Source organism: Ruminiclostridium cellobioparum subsp. termitidis CT1112, from assembly GCF_000350485.1.
Classification (GTDB): Bacteria; Bacillota; Clostridia; order Acetivibrionales; family DSM-1351; genus Ruminiclostridium; species Ruminiclostridium termitidis.
In genome coordinates, this window is record NZ_AORV01000065.1 from 291604 (window position 1) to 308185 (window position 16582).

The 16582-nt window shown below is 46.1% G+C and carries 12 protein-coding genes; 3 read left to right on the top strand and 9 right to left on the bottom strand.

Annotated elements, in window-relative coordinates; all coding sequences use genetic code 11:
* The first annotated feature begins 77 nt into the window (after window positions 1-77).
* From CTER_RS23480 to CTER_RS23490, 3 genes are read left to right on the top strand one after another with little or no spacing between them, the layout of a single operon-like run.
* The gene (locus CTER_RS23480; RefSeq protein ID WP_004629744.1) at window positions 78-1922 is read left to right on the top strand and encodes a class I mannose-6-phosphate isomerase; all 1845 of its coding nucleotides are present in this window, start codon (window positions 78-80) and stop codon (window positions 1920-1922) included.
* Window positions 1915-2838, top strand: coding sequence for an ROK family protein (locus tag CTER_RS23485; RefSeq protein ID WP_004630281.1), 924 nt, complete (start codon window positions 1915-1917; stop codon window positions 2836-2838). Before CTER_RS23480 ends, CTER_RS23485 begins: the two co-directional genes overlap by 8 nt.
* Window positions 2839-2874: 36 nt before the next feature.
* A complete protein-coding gene (locus CTER_RS23490) occupies window positions 2875-3744 on the top strand; it encodes a MurR/RpiR family transcriptional regulator (protein WP_004630080.1) in 870 nt (289 codons plus the stop codon).
* A gap of 117 nt (window positions 3745-3861) precedes the next feature.
* Here the strand turns inward: CTER_RS23490 and CTER_RS23495 are convergent, their stop codons facing one another.
* The 9 genes from CTER_RS23495 to CTER_RS23535 form a co-directional block, all read right to left on the bottom strand.
* Window positions 3862-6330, bottom strand: coding sequence for an ABC transporter permease (locus CTER_RS23495; RefSeq protein WP_004629884.1), 2469 nt, complete (start codon window positions 6328-6330; stop codon window positions 3862-3864).
* On the bottom strand, window positions 6327-7010 hold the full coding sequence (locus CTER_RS23500; RefSeq protein WP_004629880.1) for an ABC transporter ATP-binding protein: 684 nt from the start codon (window positions 7008-7010) through the stop codon (window positions 6327-6329). Before CTER_RS23500 ends, CTER_RS23495 begins: the two co-directional genes overlap by 4 nt.
* A 151-nt stretch (window positions 7011-7161) precedes the next feature.
* Window positions 7162-7794 (bottom strand): response regulator transcription factor, encoded by a 633-nt coding sequence (locus tag CTER_RS23505; protein ID WP_004629769.1) that lies wholly within the window; start codon window positions 7792-7794, stop codon window positions 7162-7164.
* Window positions 7791-8981, bottom strand: a complete 1191-nt coding sequence (locus tag CTER_RS23510; protein WP_004630262.1) for a sensor histidine kinase — start codon at window positions 8979-8981, stop codon at window positions 7791-7793. Before CTER_RS23510 ends, CTER_RS23505 begins: the two co-directional genes overlap by 4 nt.
* A 22-nt stretch (window positions 8982-9003) precedes the next feature.
* On the bottom strand, window positions 9004-9909 hold the full coding sequence (locus tag CTER_RS23515) for a dienelactone hydrolase family protein (RefSeq protein ID WP_004629711.1): 906 nt from the start codon (window positions 9907-9909) through the stop codon (window positions 9004-9006).
* Window positions 9910-9925: 16 nt separating this feature from the next.
* Window positions 9926-10624, bottom strand: a complete 699-nt coding sequence (locus tag CTER_RS23520) for a flavin reductase family protein (protein WP_004629784.1) — start codon at window positions 10622-10624, stop codon at window positions 9926-9928.
* A 66-nt stretch (window positions 10625-10690) separates the two neighbouring features.
* Window positions 10691-12424, bottom strand: a complete 1734-nt coding sequence (locus CTER_RS23525; protein WP_004629820.1) for a glycoside hydrolase family 9 protein — start codon at window positions 12422-12424, stop codon at window positions 10691-10693.
* Window positions 12425-12694: 270 nt separating this feature from the next.
* On the bottom strand, window positions 12695-13849 hold the full coding sequence (locus tag CTER_RS23530; RefSeq protein WP_004630071.1) for an aldo/keto reductase: 1155 nt from the start codon (window positions 13847-13849) through the stop codon (window positions 12695-12697).
* 297 nt (window positions 13850-14146) lie between these two features.
* Complete coding sequence (locus CTER_RS23535; protein ID WP_004630127.1) at window positions 14147-16516, bottom strand: glycoside hydrolase family 95 protein; 2370 nt, start codon at window positions 16514-16516, stop codon at window positions 14147-14149.
* Window positions 16517-16582: the final 66 nt, after the last annotated feature.

Here is a 16582-nt window from a genome sequence, read left to right on the forward strand (position 1 = left end):
TAATAAATGTATGAAGCTCAATTAAGAATCATATAAGAATCATAATTAAAATAAAAAAAATAGTGAGGTGCCCGATAATGAGTTTTATGTTTAATCCATACCCATATGATGATCCAAATGCCGTCAATCATATTTCCTTTAATTCTGAATTGAAAAGCAGCATCACTCCCGATTCACCTGCATCGGCCAAAAAGCTGGCCGCACAGGTCAAGGATATGCTTTCGGGGTCCCCCCGCTGCATTATAGGCCTTGATGGTTATATGAGTGCACCTATGGACAGTTTCAAGGGACTTCTTTCGCTTCAACTGGCTCTTAATGGTATCCAGGTCGATACGCTATCCACTGAAACACTCTTCCTGGACAGCGATACGCTTTACGAGAAATTTCTTCCCTACCTGCCCGAGGACAGGGAAACCGATCCTGTCCTTCTCTATGGTTCCCGTTATGAGGAAGGTTATGAAAGCCTGATGCAGCAGAAAGAAATTGAAAAGCTGTCTGCCAGGCTAAAGGAGTTTTCCGAAAAAGGAAAAGGTGTACTTGTCATATACGGTTACGGAGCACTTATAGATGCTCTCCGCCCCTTTTACAATCTTAAGCTTTACATCGATATGACCCAAAAACGTACTATTTTGAACATCCGTGCCGGAGCCTTCTCCAATCTTGGCTCAACCAGGCAGATGACGATAAATCATATTCTCCGCCGCAGCTATTACATAGATTTTGAAGTAGCGGCAGAACTGCGCGGACAATTAATACACAATAATGAAATCGACTATTATCTGACCGGTGACAATCCCGATAAGATAAAAATGCTCCCGGTCAATACTTTGAAAGCACTCTTCGATACTATGGTCAGCTACCCTCTCCGCTGCCGTCCGGTTTATCTTGAAGGTGTATGGGGAGGGTTCTATATAAAACGCCTGCGCAACCTGCCGGAGGATATGAAAAATTGTGCATGGGTTTTCGATTTGATTCCCATGGAAGTCTCCATTGCTGCCGACATTGATACAATGGAGCTGGAATTTCCCTTCTACTGTTTTGTGCAGGTAATCGGTACAAAGCTCATGGGTGAAAAATCCGCAAAAAAATTCAACGGCTATTTCCCTGTCAGGTTCAACTATGACGACACCTACCATTCCAGCGGAAACATGTCAATTCAGGTTCATCCCAACGGTGATTACATAAAAGGGAATAACGAACTTGGACGCCAGGATGAAAGCTATTACATGGTCGTTACCGGCCAGGAGGCAAAAACCTACTGCGGTTTCCGCCAAAATGCAGATGTGGAGGAATTCATCGAAAAAGCCAGACGTGCCGAAAAATACGGAGAAGGCTTTGATCATGACGAATATGTATACTCCGAACCATCGGTTGCAGGACAGCAGTTCCTGATACCTGCCGGCACCATACATGCTTCGGGACGCAACCAGGTCATCCTGGAGATCGGCAGCTTGACAATTGGTTCCTATACTTATAAAATGTATGATTATATGAGAAAAGACTTGGACGGTAATCTTCGTCCCATTCACACATACCACGGCGACAAGGTGTTGCGCAGGGACTTCAAGGAAAGCTGGGTCAGGGAAAACCTTATCCAGAAGCCCCGTGTCATCCGCGAAGGTAATGGATATGAGGAAACGGTTGTCGGAGAACATGAGCTTCTGTATTTCAGCTTGAGAAATGTGAGGTTCTTTGAGAAATATGAAGATGAAACTACCGACAGATTCCATGTCCTGGTGCTTGTTGAGGGCGAAAAGTGCCTGATCCGGTCACTGACCGATCCTGACCGCTGTTTTGAGCAGAATTATCTTGATATGGTTATCGTCCCTGCCGGTTTTGGACCTTATGAGGTTATAAATAAAGGTGTCGGCAAGGTTACAATACACAAAACCCTGTTGAAGGACGGCTTTGAAAATGAGTAAATCCGATGCATGTGTTCTTTCCATAGACGCAGGAGGAACCTTTTTAAAAGCCGCGCTTGTTAAAGGTGACGGAACTCTTGTAGAAAACAGCTTCCTCCGGGTGCCTGTCAATTCCCATGGAAGTGCCGGCGCTATCAGCAGTTCTTACAGGCAGCTGGCGGTTCTCGGTCTGGCAAAAGCCCGTGAGAACAATCTTGATCTGTCGGCAGTGGGCGTATGTATTCCCGGTCCCTTTGACTATGTTGAAGGAAAGAGTCTGATGACCCATAAGTATGCCTCTGTAAAAGGCTTGCCAATGCGTCCATGGCTGCAGGAAAGCCTTGGTGATATTCCTGTCTGCTTTCTTCACGATTCACATGCCTTTTTACTTGGAGCACTGTGGAACAGCACAGTTTATGGAGCAGAGAGAACCGCAGGCGTTATAATCGGCACAGGTTTAGGATTTGCTTCCATGCTGAACGGCAGAATATATGCAAACCTGCAGAACGGGCCGGGTATCAGTATATTTTCAAGACCTTACAAAGGCCGGACCAGCGAAGACTATGTTTCGCGCCGGGCCATACTGTCCCGCTATTGCGAGCTGACAGGCTGCACTCCGGATACCCTTGACGTAGTTGATATTGCAGGGCTGGCATATCAGGGGCAGGCAGAAGCTCAACTGGTTTTTAAAGAGCTGGGACAGCATCTTTCTGAAATAATACATGATATCCTGCGGGACAACCATTTTGAAGGCCTGCTTCTGGGAGGGGCCATTTCGAAATCTGCCGGTTTGTTTCTTCCCCAGCTCAAAAATGACCTGTCCGATCTGCCGCAGCTGCGTTACATTGCAGCTGCAGACGATATTGATATGGCACCGGTATTTGGAGCAGCCCGTGCGGCACTTTTTCCGCTCCATTACCAGTATGAATTGACATAAATAATAACAGTATTTTAGTTTTAAGGAGGAAGCCTTATGTCCAGCTGTTGCCTGCGTCTTAAGGAGCTGATGAATTCCTTTGCTCCCAAGGAGCAGAAAATCGCAAAGTTTATACTTGATTTTCCCGGCGAAGTTGTAAATATGTCCATAGAGGAGTTGGCCGATGCTTGCGGCACCAGTATGTCCTCGGTTGTCAGGCTCTGCAAGTCTGCCAATTATTCAGGCTATAAGGAGCTCTGCCGTATGCTGTTCACAGACCTGGCCCTTGAGCAGCAGGAGGTCACACCCTACAATGACGTAAGGCCCGGTGATTCCACCGAATCCATCGTGCAAAGCGTTTGCAGCAGCAATATCAAATCAATTGAAAATACCAGGGCATTTCTGGATATCGAAATTCTTGACCGCGCCATAGATGTAATAAGTGCTGCAAAGCGTGTGGACTTTTACGGTGTGGGCACCTCAGGAATCATAGCAATGGATGCTCATAATAAATTTGTACGTATTCATAAGCTCTCCATGTCCAGTTCCGATCCCCACGACCAGCTTTTATGCGCCACCAGCCTCCAAAAAGGAGACGTGGCAGTACTTATCTCGTATAGCGGCGATACAAAGGATATCCTTGAAACAGCCGAAGTAATACGGAAAACAGACGCAACATTAATAAGCATCACCTGTTACAGCAAGAATCCTCTCAGCCAGAAAGCCGACATCAGCCTGTATTCCTCATCTTCCGAGACATTGATCCGCAGCGGTGTAATGGGGCAGAGAATCGGACAGCTTACAATTATTGATATTTTGTACACTGCTGTGGTAAGCCGGCTTTACGGCTCTGTAAAAATCCATCTGGATGAAACAAGGCTGCTCTCGGCACGGAAGCATCTCCATGGAGGCAACCAATACCAGTAATCGCATCAGTGAGATTCAGTCAAGCACCTGATTAAGGGCTGCTCAAAAAGTACAAACCTGAAATTTTTATGTTTTACCACATTTCAGGTTTGTACTTTTAATATAACTTCCCTTTTATCAAAGTTGTACCCTCAGCCCAGACTTAAAGACGTACCTGTAATTGAGCGCCGTTGCCATTATTTCGGCAAGAACCGCCATGCAGAGAAAACCGGCTCCGAATGCAAGCAGGATATAAGGTGAAACAGCAAACCGAAGATTCCAGCCCACCATATTATTCATGCCCTTTGTCATAATCCACCCCAGCATCACACCGGAGGCCTCCCCGACGACAATGCCGAAAATGCCGTAAAGAATGCCTTCTATCCCGCTTTGCAGCATCAGATCCCATTTTGCGGCTCCAAGCAGTTTTGTGACAGCCAGAGAATACCCGTTATTCTTTATATTCATAGAAATGGAATTGACGAGTATCAGAATACCTGCCATAACCAATACGACGATCATGCAGTCAATGAGAGAAAGAAACTGCCCGTCTGATTTTTGTTCTGCATTTCGCATTGCATCCATGCTTAGCACCTGAATGAAGCTATCGTTGACACTCCGTGCAATGCCTGCTTTCAGGCTGTCAAAATCCGCATCGCTCTTTTTAAACACGTTGACGGCCCGGATGGTATAATTTTCGAAGGTACTCAAAAATGCATCCTCCGAGATGATGCCTGTCATCCCGTTATTATTCAAGGTTTCATAAGTTCCCACGATTTTGAACGTCTGCATTCCTGTCCCGGTATCCACTGTAACGGTATCGCCCTCTTTTAGCCCCAGGTCGTTCGCCGCTTTCTTCGACAGGATCATGGTATTTTTGTCAGAGAGCTTCCGTGCTGTATCCCTGCCTATTTCCCAATATTCCGAGAAGTTCTTCAAGGTGGTGTCGTCAAGCCTGTAACCTTTCATCTGCACGTTATCACTGCCGAGCTTCAGGTATTTCTGGTAAATGGGATAGGCCCTGTCCACGCCCTTTGCCTCCCCAATCTTTTGCAGCGTATCGCTGTCGATGCTTTTGCCCGTCACAGAGGAAACAATTGCGTCACCATAATAAAAGCCTCTTTCCATCCGTTCTATGGCGTCGCCGATTTCGCTGACGATCAAGTAAACACCTGTCGAAATTGCAATAACAAAAGAAAAAAGTACAGCCAGATTGATGGCCTTTCCAGACTGCTTGAACAGGTTGTTTTTCACCGTAAAGCCGTTGAAGGGAGAAATGCGGTTGACAGGTTTCAAAGTCAGCCGCACAAAAGGAAGAAAAAAGACAAGTGCGGCAAAATATATGCCGGCCGCAAGCGCCACAAAGGTAACGAGCTTTCCGAGGGATGAGGAACCCAGTAAAATCCGGAGGACAACCAAAAATGCAAACAATACGCCCGCTGCAAGCTTGCGTTTCAAACCGACTGCATTCTTGCGGTCATATTGCCTGAAACCCGATACAATACTCTCCCTTGCGGCCCGCCGGGAAGCTGGAAGAGATGTAAGCAGGCACAGGAGCACGGCACTGATTGCCACGGCGCCAATCCCGGTCAGGGGGAACGAAACCCGGATCGTCATCCCACCGCCGCTGAAAGAATTATCTACAAGGCGGATCAGCCCCAAGGAGCCGAAAGCACCCAGTGCAATCCCCAAAGCGGTTCCGATACAGCCGGTAATTAAGCTCTTTTCCAGTATAAGCCCGGTGATGGACGTTCCTTTTGCGCCCAAAACCTTGAGAATGGAATTCTTCCCGCGCATTCTCCGTACAAACTCATTGACCGTGACGTTGATCAAAAAACCGCCCAAAAGCAGCGTCAGCAGACCAAAGCCCAGCATAACATCAAAGAGAGAGCTTGCCTGATTGAGAAATTCCTCCGCCTTTCCGGCAGGATAATCAACCGTATAGCTGCCATTCAAAGCCTTTTGAAGCAATGCCTTTTCCTTTTTTACGTCTGTGCCGGATTTCAGCATCAGCTTATAGGTCATGGTTCCATATTCATTATAATGGCGGATATCGGTCAGGATACATTGACAAAAATTGCCGGTGGCAATGCCTGCATCCTGTACTATGCCCGAAATGCAGTAAGTGAAGCTGCCCCGGTTTGTCCGTATCAGCATCTTGTCCCCTGTTTTCAGCTGGAACAGAGATTCCATATTCTCGGTAATCAAGCATTCTCCGTTTTCCGGAAGCTTTCCCTTCAGCAGCTTATAGCCGCCATACTCCGCTTCCCTTCCGAAATCTGCCGCCATCAGCGTAAGCGTATGGTAGCTGCCGGCCTTTTGGTAATAGGAATCCTCGCTGAAAAACGGAACCGAGTCTTTAATAGAAGAATCCTTGTAATTTAAAATGGCATTGCTGACCTTTTGATCAGCAACAGAGGTTACAATCAAGTCAGCCCCGGAACTCCCCTCAGCCGCCATTTTAAAAAACTCCTGTTTCGTGGAGGAAATGGTAGTGGATGTAGCAACGATCAGCGCCACCCCCAGCATAACGGCCAGTATTGAAAGTATGTTTTTTGTTTTCTCCTGAAAAAACTCCCGTTTAAGCAGCAATCCTCTCCAGCTCATATGATCACCCCGTCTTTGAGTTCGATTACGCGGTCGGCAATAGACCTTTCCCCGGCAGAATGGGTCACCATCAGCAGTGTGGCACCCTGCTCCCGGTTGATCTGCTGAAGCAGCTCAAGAACTTCTGTCCGATTTTTGCTGTCAAGATTTCCAGTCGGCTCATCGGCAAAAATGACCGCCGGTGCGGCCACCAGTGCACGTGCTACCGCAACCCGCTGATTCTGCCCGCCCGAAAGCTGCTCAGGCGTGTGCTTCATCCTGTCCTCCAGTCCGACATAAAGCAGCAGCTGTTCTGCCTGCTCACGGGCTTTTTTAATTGGCGCTTTTTGAATCAGCAGCGGCATCATCACGTTTTCCAAGGCCGTAAGCTCGGGCAGCAGATGAAACTGCTGGAACACAAAGCCCACGTTTTTGCGCCGGAACATGGCTCTGCCCGATTCGCTCAATTTGCAGATGTCGGTGCCGGCAAGGTCTATCTCTCCCCTGTCTGCATTCTCAAGCCCGGCCAGCAGGTGGAGCAGGGTGCTTTTTCCAGACCCGCTTTCCCCATGAACTATGATAAATTCGCCTTTCTTAACCGAAAACCCGATATTTTTCAAGACCGGTATTTTACCGCCAGAATAGCTTTTACCTAAAGAACTGACTTTCAGGATCTCTTCATCCTGCCTGATGGTTTCCATTATTCCTACCCCCAAATCAACATGTATTATACGTCCTATTTTAAAAGTCTCCCCGCCGGTCCGAAACATGCCGAAAGTCACAACATATCACAAAAAGCAGCCTGAACATTACTAAAGTAATGCCAGGCTGCTTTTTAATTGTCTATTATGTCTATTTTTTATGGAAAAGGGCCAAAAGCTGTGTCCTCCTTTGGAGGTTCAGTTTATTTAATATTTTGGAGACAGCATTTTTGACTGTCCCTTCGGAGATAAACAACGCATTTGCAATCTCCAGGTTGCTCTGCCCTTTGGCGATCAGATTTACAATCTGCCGCTCCCTTTCTGTCAGGCCGTCAATTGCCGGCGGCGGCTCGTGCTCCTGTCCGGCGGCGTTTATCGCTTTGATCAGCTTTGGCGTCACATCCGGGTCAAAGATCATTTTGTCCTGATAAGCATTCTTAATGCTTTTAATAATGAAATCAACGTCACTGTCTTTCAGTAAATAGCCGCTGATTCCGCTCTTGATACCATTGAACAGGTATTCATCCTCATTAAAAGTGGTTAAGATAATTATTTTTACCTTCGGGTACTGTGCCTTGATTTTTCCTGTGGCCTGTATTCCATCCATCTTGGGCATCCGCACATCCATCAGGATCACATCAACAATATGTTCTCCCAGTTGTGACAGAGCTTCATAGCCGTTTCCTGCTTCGCTTACAACCTGTATTTCAGGATCGAGGGATAAAATTTTTTTCAGGCCTTCCCGAACAACAACCTGATCGTCCGCGATCATAACTTTTATCATGTTTCAATTCCTCCCGGCAGTATGGCTCGGATAGTAAAGCCCTTATTTTTTGCACTGGTGAAGCTTATTTCTCCGCCGGTTTCCTCCACGCGCTCCATAATACCGCTGAGACCGAAAGACTTGTGGATATCTGCACAGCCCGAACCGTTATCCTCAATGACAAGTTCAACACCATCTTCCCTGCAGTGAATGGAAATCTGTATCGAGCTTGCGCTGCCGTGCCGGATGCTGTTGGTTATTCCCTCGCGTATGGCCTTATGTATGACCTCTTTGACATGACCGGGGGCCTTATCCGCCTCACTGTCATAATCCAGACCGATCCTAACAAGGCCCAGTTCGTCGAATTTTTGAATAATGCACTGGATTTCTTCGCGCAGGTTGATGTTTTTATCCAGCTCCCGCAAGCTATATACGCTGCTTCGCAGGTTTGTGACGCACTCCTTGAGGAGATTCTCAATCTCGTCGAGCTGTTTGTCCTTTTCTTCCTGGCTTTTGCCCTGAATTGCTTTTAAATATTGTACGTTCATCACCACCGCCATGAGGGAGTGTCCGAGCGAATCATGAAGTTCCTGTGATATGCTGCCCCTTTCCTTCGCAAGGAGATATTCCCGTTCCTGAAAAGAGTATTCGATCAGATTGGCATTAAGAACCTTCAGCCGTTCCCGTTCCCATTTGAAATAGTGTATCCAGGCAAAAATGAGTAATATCAGGGCATAGCAGACAAACACCACAATGATGTCTGAAAAACCGTGCCTGAAAATTTCATGCTCCGTCACAAAAATGGCGTAGCCCTCCGCGCCCATAAATCCGGCGAAATGGAATGCCACCAGTGCCTTCGGTACTTTGCCTTTTTGTATGGTGAAAATATCGTGGAGCAGGAAGAAGTAATATATCTGGACCATGTCGGCTCTTCTTGCTGTAAAGAACAATAAGCACAGAGTAATGGACAGAATTAAAAAGGCGGCAGAATGTCTGCCGACAAACGGCAGGCACAGCCTTCCAATATCAAGCAGAATCAGCAGGGTTACAATTACAAATAAAAGCACAAATAACGGTGAGTTCTGCCGTAGGACAACGCTTATCCCCACCGCCGCCCAGACAAGCAGAACAAACCGGGCCGCCAGATAAGGCATTTTCATATTTAAAATTTTTTGCAGAAACTTTATCATATCAAAAGGAGTTTTCATAATATTTTCATCTCTAAAATCTCTACAGCCATTTCTTTAAAAATTCCAGAGCGTAAGTCCTCATCTCCTGTGTTTCATAGTGTCCCACCGGGTACTTTTTCAACTCAAAACATTCGCTGCTGTTATCATTCAGGTATATTTCCCTCAATTCCTCATTGACTGAATCCAAACCCTTATGAGGAGTGATCCTGTCAAAGATTCCATTCATGCTCAAGTGGGGTCTGGGGCAAATGAGAGCATTTATCCGGGCAGTTGAAAAGTATTTCAGCAGACCGGGCACATAATAATATACACCGTGCTTGTCAATGCCCTGGGTTTCGATCAATGAGTTATACTCGGTCATACTGCAGATGTCAACGCATACCTTGATCCTTTCATCCACAGCCGAAAGCCACCATGCCTTGTTTCCGCCCATGGACATACCCAGTGTGGCAATACGCCCGGTATCCACATCAGGTCTTGTAAAGAGGTAGTCAATGGCTCTCATGCTGTCATAAACCATCATTCCCCACATTACCCGCCCTTTCCAGAGCATTTCCTTGAATATCTCGGTTTCAGTTCTTCCCCTTCTATCTCCAAAAGCCCATTCATCTATGCAAAGTACCGAAAAACCGCATTCGGCAAGGTCATTTGCATATGAAGCCCTGTTCAGGTAGGGTGCACCGTTTATCAGCTCCTGCCTGCCTACATCATAATGTCCTCCATGGGAATGATTGAATATTACTACGGGAGTTTTTTCTCCTGCCTTTTTTGGAGTTATAAAATAAGCGGGTACCGGCTCAATACCGTTCAGGTCCAATATGAGATTTTCCAAATGGAATTTTTCTCTTTCCTCCCTGGAAATCAGCCTTGAATTCACAGGAGCCCGCCTGTCGGGCAAGTCCCCCAACAACCCGTATAGTTTTGCTCTGTCCTCGGTCCTGCTCATATTTCCCCCACCTTAATTATATTGAATGATTATTTTTCTTTTTTCCTGCTGCTTTATGTTTTCCGGATACCGGCCTGGGTTTTCCATTTGTTGACTTCAAATTTACCGAGGGCTTTTTACCGGCTGTAATATTCTGATTTCTTTTCAAGTTCTTCCGCCTGGTCACAGAGTATCCAAAATAGCCCAAAGAAGCCCCCAGAGGGTAGTACTCTCCGTGGGAATAGCATATAAGCTCCGCTTTATGAAGATCCAATTTCCCATTTTCGTCCAGAAGCTTTTCGTCCACATTGGTTGCTACCACTTCAGCCAGGAACAAATCATGTGAACCCAGCTCCATAACCTGCCTGACCACGCACTCAAGATTTACGGGACATTCCCTTATTAATGGAACCTCAACTTTGGAAGCACTTTCGGGTGTCAGCTTCATTTCTGCAAATTTATCAACATCCTTCCCCGATTTTACACCGCAGAAATCTGTAGCAAAAGTCAGATTCCTCGTGGGAAGATTTATAACAAATTGTCCTTTTTGTTTAATCAATTCATAGGAATATCTTTGTTTCCTCACTGATATAGATACCATGGGCGGATCGGAATTTATTGTTCCCGCCCACGCAAGAGTAATAATATTAGGTTTTCCATCACTGTCTGAACAGGATACCATGACCACAGGCACCGGATTCAGCATGGTGGAAGGCTTCCATATCTGTTTAGCCAAAAAAACCGCCTCCTATCAGCTATATTAATTTAATGTGCTGTGCTAATTGGTTAATCAGCCCTGCATCTACCTGGATGACATAAATGAAAATACAAAAATCGCAGCCGAATTCCAATAGGTTGCAACTTCATTAGAGGAATAGGAGTTCATATCGTCTATGTAACACTGTGCCGGAGCTTTTCCCGACAGCTTTGACCTGGACACATCGTCCTCCAGCGCAGAATCGGGACCTCCCACCAGCAGTCCCGGAACCGGTTCGGCCACACCGTCTCCCACCGATGGTCTGTGGTGGGGCTGCATGACCTTTTTACTGCCGTAGCCTGTAATATAACTTTGATTCATGGTATTTCTGCCAAGGAAATAATGAACGCAGTTCGCTGCCGTTTCTGTGTATTTTTCATTATTGCTCAATTTATCGGCAATTAATAAATGTATGGCATGATTGGCCACATTCATATTACTTCCCCAGGTGTATTCCATTTTATGCATTGCCAGCAGGTAGCCGTCTTTTTCAGCAGTACTGACGAACATATCGGCTTTTTCAAGCCACGCTTTTTTTATTTCTTCAGCCTTTTTGGAATCAATCGCACTCTGATCTGAAAACAAATATGATATGGCTGCAAAACCGCTTACATTCTGCCACCCCAGTCCAAAACCCTCAGTTCCGTAGTTTGCCTTAAAATAGTCATTATACTTTTTATCCCCTGTTGCTCTAAGCAGTTCGGCTGCCGCCCAGGCTTTTTCATCCTTGCCTGAGCTGTCGCCGTATTCTCCCGACGTAACATCCTGAGGATTTTTGTATTGAACAAAATCCTTGTTCGTTTCCAGCCAGTTCCAGGCCTTTAATGAAGCAATCCGGCACTGTTGCGAAAAAGAGGGGTCAAAGTCCTTAAATATTCTTGAAGCCATGGCTGTTACAGCAGCAAAATCTGCCGTGGCAGTGGTTGATACCGGCATGACCAGAAGCTCATCCACATCGGTATCCGGCATGGCAGTCAAATCGGGAAAGTTTCTGGAGGTAACCTTGTGGTACACTCCGCCGGTCTGCTTATCCTGCATTTTCAGCATCCATGTCAGACCGTATTTTACTTCATCCAAAATATCCGGTATATTGTTGGTGCTCTCAGGTATATTGTATTTATTTTCAAAGCTTTGGGGATAAAACTCATAGGCCAGCATAAGATCGGCAGCCGTCACGGCAGCAGGCACCACATATCTGCCGTAATCCCCGGCATCATGCCAGCCGCCGCTGACATCTATTTCGGTTTCCTCGTTCCCATACAGCCTGGCCCTGCCTGTATGGCAGGATGCATGGGCATACTCCCCTGCATATTTTGAGTCCAGTGCCATTCCACACCTTTGATAATATAAGGCTTTTACCATTGCCTCATTTACTTTTGAAAACAGATTACCGTCACCTATTTTAAAGTCGTAGGATTTTCCAAGGCCTTCAACCGAAATATAGTAACTGCCGACGGTTTTTAACTCTGAAAAATCAGCATAGGAGACGGTATCACCGCTGGATTCATCATTTACCTTGCCGGTTGTATCCTTGGATAAAACAGCCTTGCCGGTTGCAGTTTCTATTACCTTGAACTTTTTGTCAAAGCCTTTTATGATTGCAATTTTTTTATCATCAATTTTATAACCGACCTGATTTACAAGTATATTTTCACTTAATTCCTCGGAATTTGCCGTCCCATTTCCGGCTGCTGAAGAGAGGCCTGTTTCTCCGGCTCCTGCATTGGTTGGCAGGGTACTGTCCGCCGGCTTTGTTTTTGAGGTGCATGATGCTGTCATAAATATTAGACTCCCGGTTAATGTAATAGTAATTATTCTTTTCAATAAATTCATATGTACACTCTACTTTCAGACTATTTTAAGAAAATACTCCTTCAATTATATAGCATTTTTAATGTAAATTTATTAATTTTTTATTAATATGCTTTCACGGAAATATGCCATGTATCCGTATATAACTAAATATTATACCATATAAGCCAAATACTGCTAATAAATTTTTGTGCACAAAAAAAGCCTTATGTTAACATAAGGCTTTTTTAATCAAGCTTATCCCAGTGTAGCGTGAACCCTTGGCATCCACTCGCTTATGGGTATTTTCTGAGGACAGTTTTCTTCACAGACTCTGCACTGAACACATTCGCTGGCGTGATTCTCCTTGTTGAAGAAATTGCTGTAAGAAAATCTTGCTCCCTTTAAGTCTTCATGAATTACACTCTCATTGTACAGTGCAAAATTCTTTGGAATGTTTACATTATTGGGACATGGCATGCAATAGGCACATGCGGTACACGGTATGGCCGCCCTTTGAGCATACCTGTCTATTACCTTACAGACAATGTCCAGGTCAGTTTTGTCCAAGGTTCCGACACCGGATTTGCCGGCAGATACAATATTTTCTTCAACCTGCTGCATAGTGCTCATACCGCTTAATACAACCGAAACCTCTGGCTGATTCCAGAGCCATTGCAAAGCCCAGTCTGCTCCCGATTGATTTTTTCCGTTCTCATCAAGAATGGCCTTGATATCTTTTGGAGGGTTAGCCAATTTACCGCCTAAAAGAGGTTCCATTATTACAACTGCAATCCCTTTTTCCGCCGCATATTTTAACCCTTTTTGACCTGCCTGGTTTTCAATGTCGAGGTAATTGTACTGTATCTGGCAGAAGTCCCACTTATCGTATCCATCTATTATTTCAATGAATGCTGAACCTTCATCGTGGAAGGAAAACCCGAGATATTTGATTTTTCCGGCCTTTTTAGCGGCTTCAGCCCTTTTGATAATATCAAACTTTAATATGACGTTATTCCACGAATTCCTTGAAAGAGAATGAAGCAGATAAAAGTCTATGTGATCAGTCTGAAGTTTTTCAAGCTGCTCGTCAAGTAATCTGTCAAAATCTTCAGGCTTTTTAATTAACCAGGTAGGGGATTTTGTAGCCAGTTTTACTTTTTCCCTGTAGCCGTCTTTCAGTGCCTTACCCGTTACTATTTCGCTGAAGCCATCATGATAAACATATGCCGTATCAATATAATTAACTCCCTTATCAATGGCATAGCGCATCATTCTTATTGCTTCAGCCTCATCAATTTTGTTCTGCGGCTTGTCGCCGGCTGTTTCAACTTCCCTGGTGGGTAAACGCATTGCTCCGAAACCAAGGGCAGATACCTTAAAATCCAGACTTCCGAAATTTCTGTACTGCATAATCATGCCTCCTGTAATAAATCTTATTTTTGTCCTGCGAGTCAAAATTTTACCAGGTAGAGTATATGTATTTTGTTACGTATCAAGCAACCCATACATTTTTTTATTGCCGTCCATGGACGGCATCAGCTGTCTCAGCTGATTATAACCGGGTTATAGCAGTCCCCGCCTCCAACAGGCGGCGGGGACTGTTTTACCTGTACCCCTGCGTTATAAATAAAGTGTATACCTTAGAGTGCACTTTAATGCAATAGTTTTTTGTTAAATGAAAAGGTAAATTCTTGATTGCATTGGAGGTTAGCTTATTTTAAAGCCGGTGATTAAACTGTCCCGGTTCCCTGCTACCTCATACCATATTCCGGCTTCTGCATCAAATTCAATGGAAGTCTCCCCGTACCTTACTTTTACCCTGCCGGTTTCTACCGGTTTGATTTTTGCCAGCACCAGTTTTCCGGAGCTCCACTCAATATTCACTTCAAAGCCCCCTCTTGCCTTCAGGCCGGTAACCGAACCCTTGTCCCACTCCTCCGGCAGGGCAGGAAGGAGCAGAATCTCATTGAGGTGGCTTTGCAGCAGCATTTCTGCTATGCCGGCCACTGCTCCCAGATTGCCGTCAATCTGGAAAACCTCCAGTTCACCTTCTGTTTCCCCCAGGGGAGGATGAAGTCCGAAGAGATTGTCATACATGGCGTGGGTGATGAACTGCCTGCAATAGTCATATGCCTTTCCGCTCTCCCTCAGCCTTGCAAAAATCCCTATAAGCCATGCACAATTCCAGCCGATGTGACCGCTGCTGTTTTCCAGCCTCCTGTCTATCAGCCTTTTCACCGCCTGTACCAACCCTGGCGTATCCTTCTGGTTTATCAGCGCAAAGGGGTGGAAGGCAACAACCGGCGCAAAATGCCTGTGACCGGCATCCACTTCCCTGAAATCCTCAATCCACTCCTGGAGCTGACCGTATCTGCCGATTTTGAATCCGGGCAGCAGCGGCAGCTTTTGGGCTAAAACCGCTGCAAATCCGTCATCCATGTGGAAACGCTCATTTGCTTCTATAATATTGCCGAACAGTTCCTTTATCAACGCCATATCCATGGTGGAGGAATAGCTGACACTGCAGGGTCGGCCCTCTGAATCAAAAAAGCTGTTTTCCGGGGAAGTGGACGGACAGGTGTGCAATTTTCCGTCCTCACCTTCTACCAGCCAGTCCAGACAAAACAGCGCCGCACCTTTCATAACCGGATAGCAGGTTTCAATGAGGTATTCACTGTCCCGTGTAAAACGGTAATGTTCGTATAAATTGGCACACAACCATACGCCCGCCATAGGCCAGTAGGCATATTTTGCCAGACCCGAAACAGGAGCAGTCTGCCTCCAGATATCCACATTGTGATTCACCGCAAAACCGCTGCAGTGATTGGTCAGCTCGGCCGTTTTCACTCCGCTGTCCTTCAGTTCCCTGACCATATCAATGAGCGGGGCTTCACAGTCGCTCAGATTGCAGACACCTGCCGGCCAATAATTCATTTCCACATTGATATTTGTTGTCCAGTTGCTGCTCCAGGCCGGCCGCATGTCCTCATTCCAGATTCCCTGGAGATTGGCGGGCTGGGAGCCTTCCCGCGAACTTGCTGTCAAAAGATACCTTCCATAATTGAAGAGCAGGCTGAACAAGCCGTTGTCCCTCTCCCCCCGTTTAAAACGCCGGATTCTCTCGTCGGTGGGTAGCATGGCTCTTTCCTCATCTCCCAGCTGTAAACCAACACGGCCGTATAGACTGCGATGATCTGCAATATGCTCTTCCTTAAGAACAAGGTATCCCTTTTTCTCCGAAGCTGTTATCCGCTCTCTGCAACAAGATTCCAAAACCCGGTCATTAACTTCCAAGGGGCTGTCATAACCCCTGTATCCGTTGGCCGTACTCAGCAGCAGCAAGACTTCGCTTGCATTCTCTATAGTTATTTTTCCTTCTTTTGCACTCACTTTCCCATGGTCCACAGCCGCCTTCAAATGAATATGAAATCTCATCCCCGGGCTTTCAGTATCATATACAACAGGATTCCGGCTACTGACATAATTGGGTTCCACATGGGACGGAGCATTTCCATACAGTACCAGGCCATCTTCACCATTCTCACCCACTCTGCACTGCAGCCGGCTCTCCAGTCCCACCGTCAGATTGAGCCTTTGAGCCGATGGGCTGACGATTCTGACAGCCATGACATTTGCAGGATAAGAGACAAAAACCTCACTGCTTATCAAACTCCCGTGGGCCTGAAAAGATGCCGAAGCTACGGCTGTCTCCAGGTCCAGCTCCCTGCGGTATTCAGTGAAATCCGCCACATCATTATAACTGATGTGCAGCGTTCCCAAAGGCATATAGGATTCATTCCAGCAGCCCAGCATATCCTGCTCCATCAGCTTCTCCGCTTCATGGTACTTCCCGTTGAAAATGAGACTGCGTACGCCGGACAATTGCCCGGCTGCTACGGGAACCTCTTTTACTCCGGGCACTCCGGACCATAATGTATCCGAATTAAGGCTAATACGCTCCCCGGGGCAGGAGCCGTAAACCATGGCTCCCATATGCCCGTTTCCCAGGGGAAGAGCCTCTTTAAAAGCCCGGGCAGGCCTTTGATACCACAGTTTGGAATTAAGATTCAAGCTCATATATATTCTCCATTTCGTAGGTTGCACATTTTCATAGGTCGTACATATTCATAGGTTTGTACATAG

Bases quoted from the DNA above. Each gene is read 5' to 3' on its own strand.
- CTER_RS23480 (WP_004629744.1), top strand. From the start codon at position 78: ATGAGTTTTATGTTTAATCCATACCCATATGATGATCCAAATGCCGTC.
- CTER_RS23485 (WP_004630281.1), top strand. From the start codon at position 1,915: ATGAGTAAATCCGATGCATGTGTTCTTTCCATAGACGCAGGAGGAACC.
- CTER_RS23490 (WP_004630080.1), top strand. From the start codon at position 2,875: ATGTCCAGCTGTTGCCTGCGTCTTAAGGAGCTGATGAATTCCTTTGCT.
- CTER_RS23495 (WP_004629884.1), bottom strand. From the start codon at position 6,330: ATGAGCTGGAGAGGATTGCTGCTTAAACGGGAGTTTTTTCAGGAGAAA.
- CTER_RS23500 (WP_004629880.1), bottom strand. From the start codon at position 7,010: ATGGAAACCATCAGGCAGGATGAAGAGATCCTGAAAGTCAGTTCTTTA.
- CTER_RS23505 (WP_004629769.1), bottom strand. From the start codon at position 7,794: ATGATAAAAGTTATGATCGCGGACGATCAGGTTGTTGTTCGGGAAGGC.
- CTER_RS23510 (WP_004630262.1), bottom strand. From the start codon at position 8,981: ATGAAAACTCCTTTTGATATGATAAAGTTTCTGCAAAAAATTTTAAAT.
- CTER_RS23515 (WP_004629711.1), bottom strand. From the start codon at position 9,909: ATGAGCAGGACCGAGGACAGAGCAAAACTATACGGGTTGTTGGGGGAC.
- CTER_RS23525 (WP_004629820.1), bottom strand. From the start codon at position 12,424: ATGACAGCATCATGCACCTCAAAAACAAAGCCGGCGGACAGTACCCTG.
- CTER_RS23530 (WP_004630071.1), bottom strand. From the start codon at position 13,849: ATGCAGTACAGAAATTTCGGAAGTCTGGATTTTAAGGTATCTGCCCTT.
- CTER_RS23535 (WP_004630127.1), bottom strand. From the start codon at position 16,516: ATGAGCTTGAATCTTAATTCCAAACTGTGGTATCAAAGGCCTGCCCGG.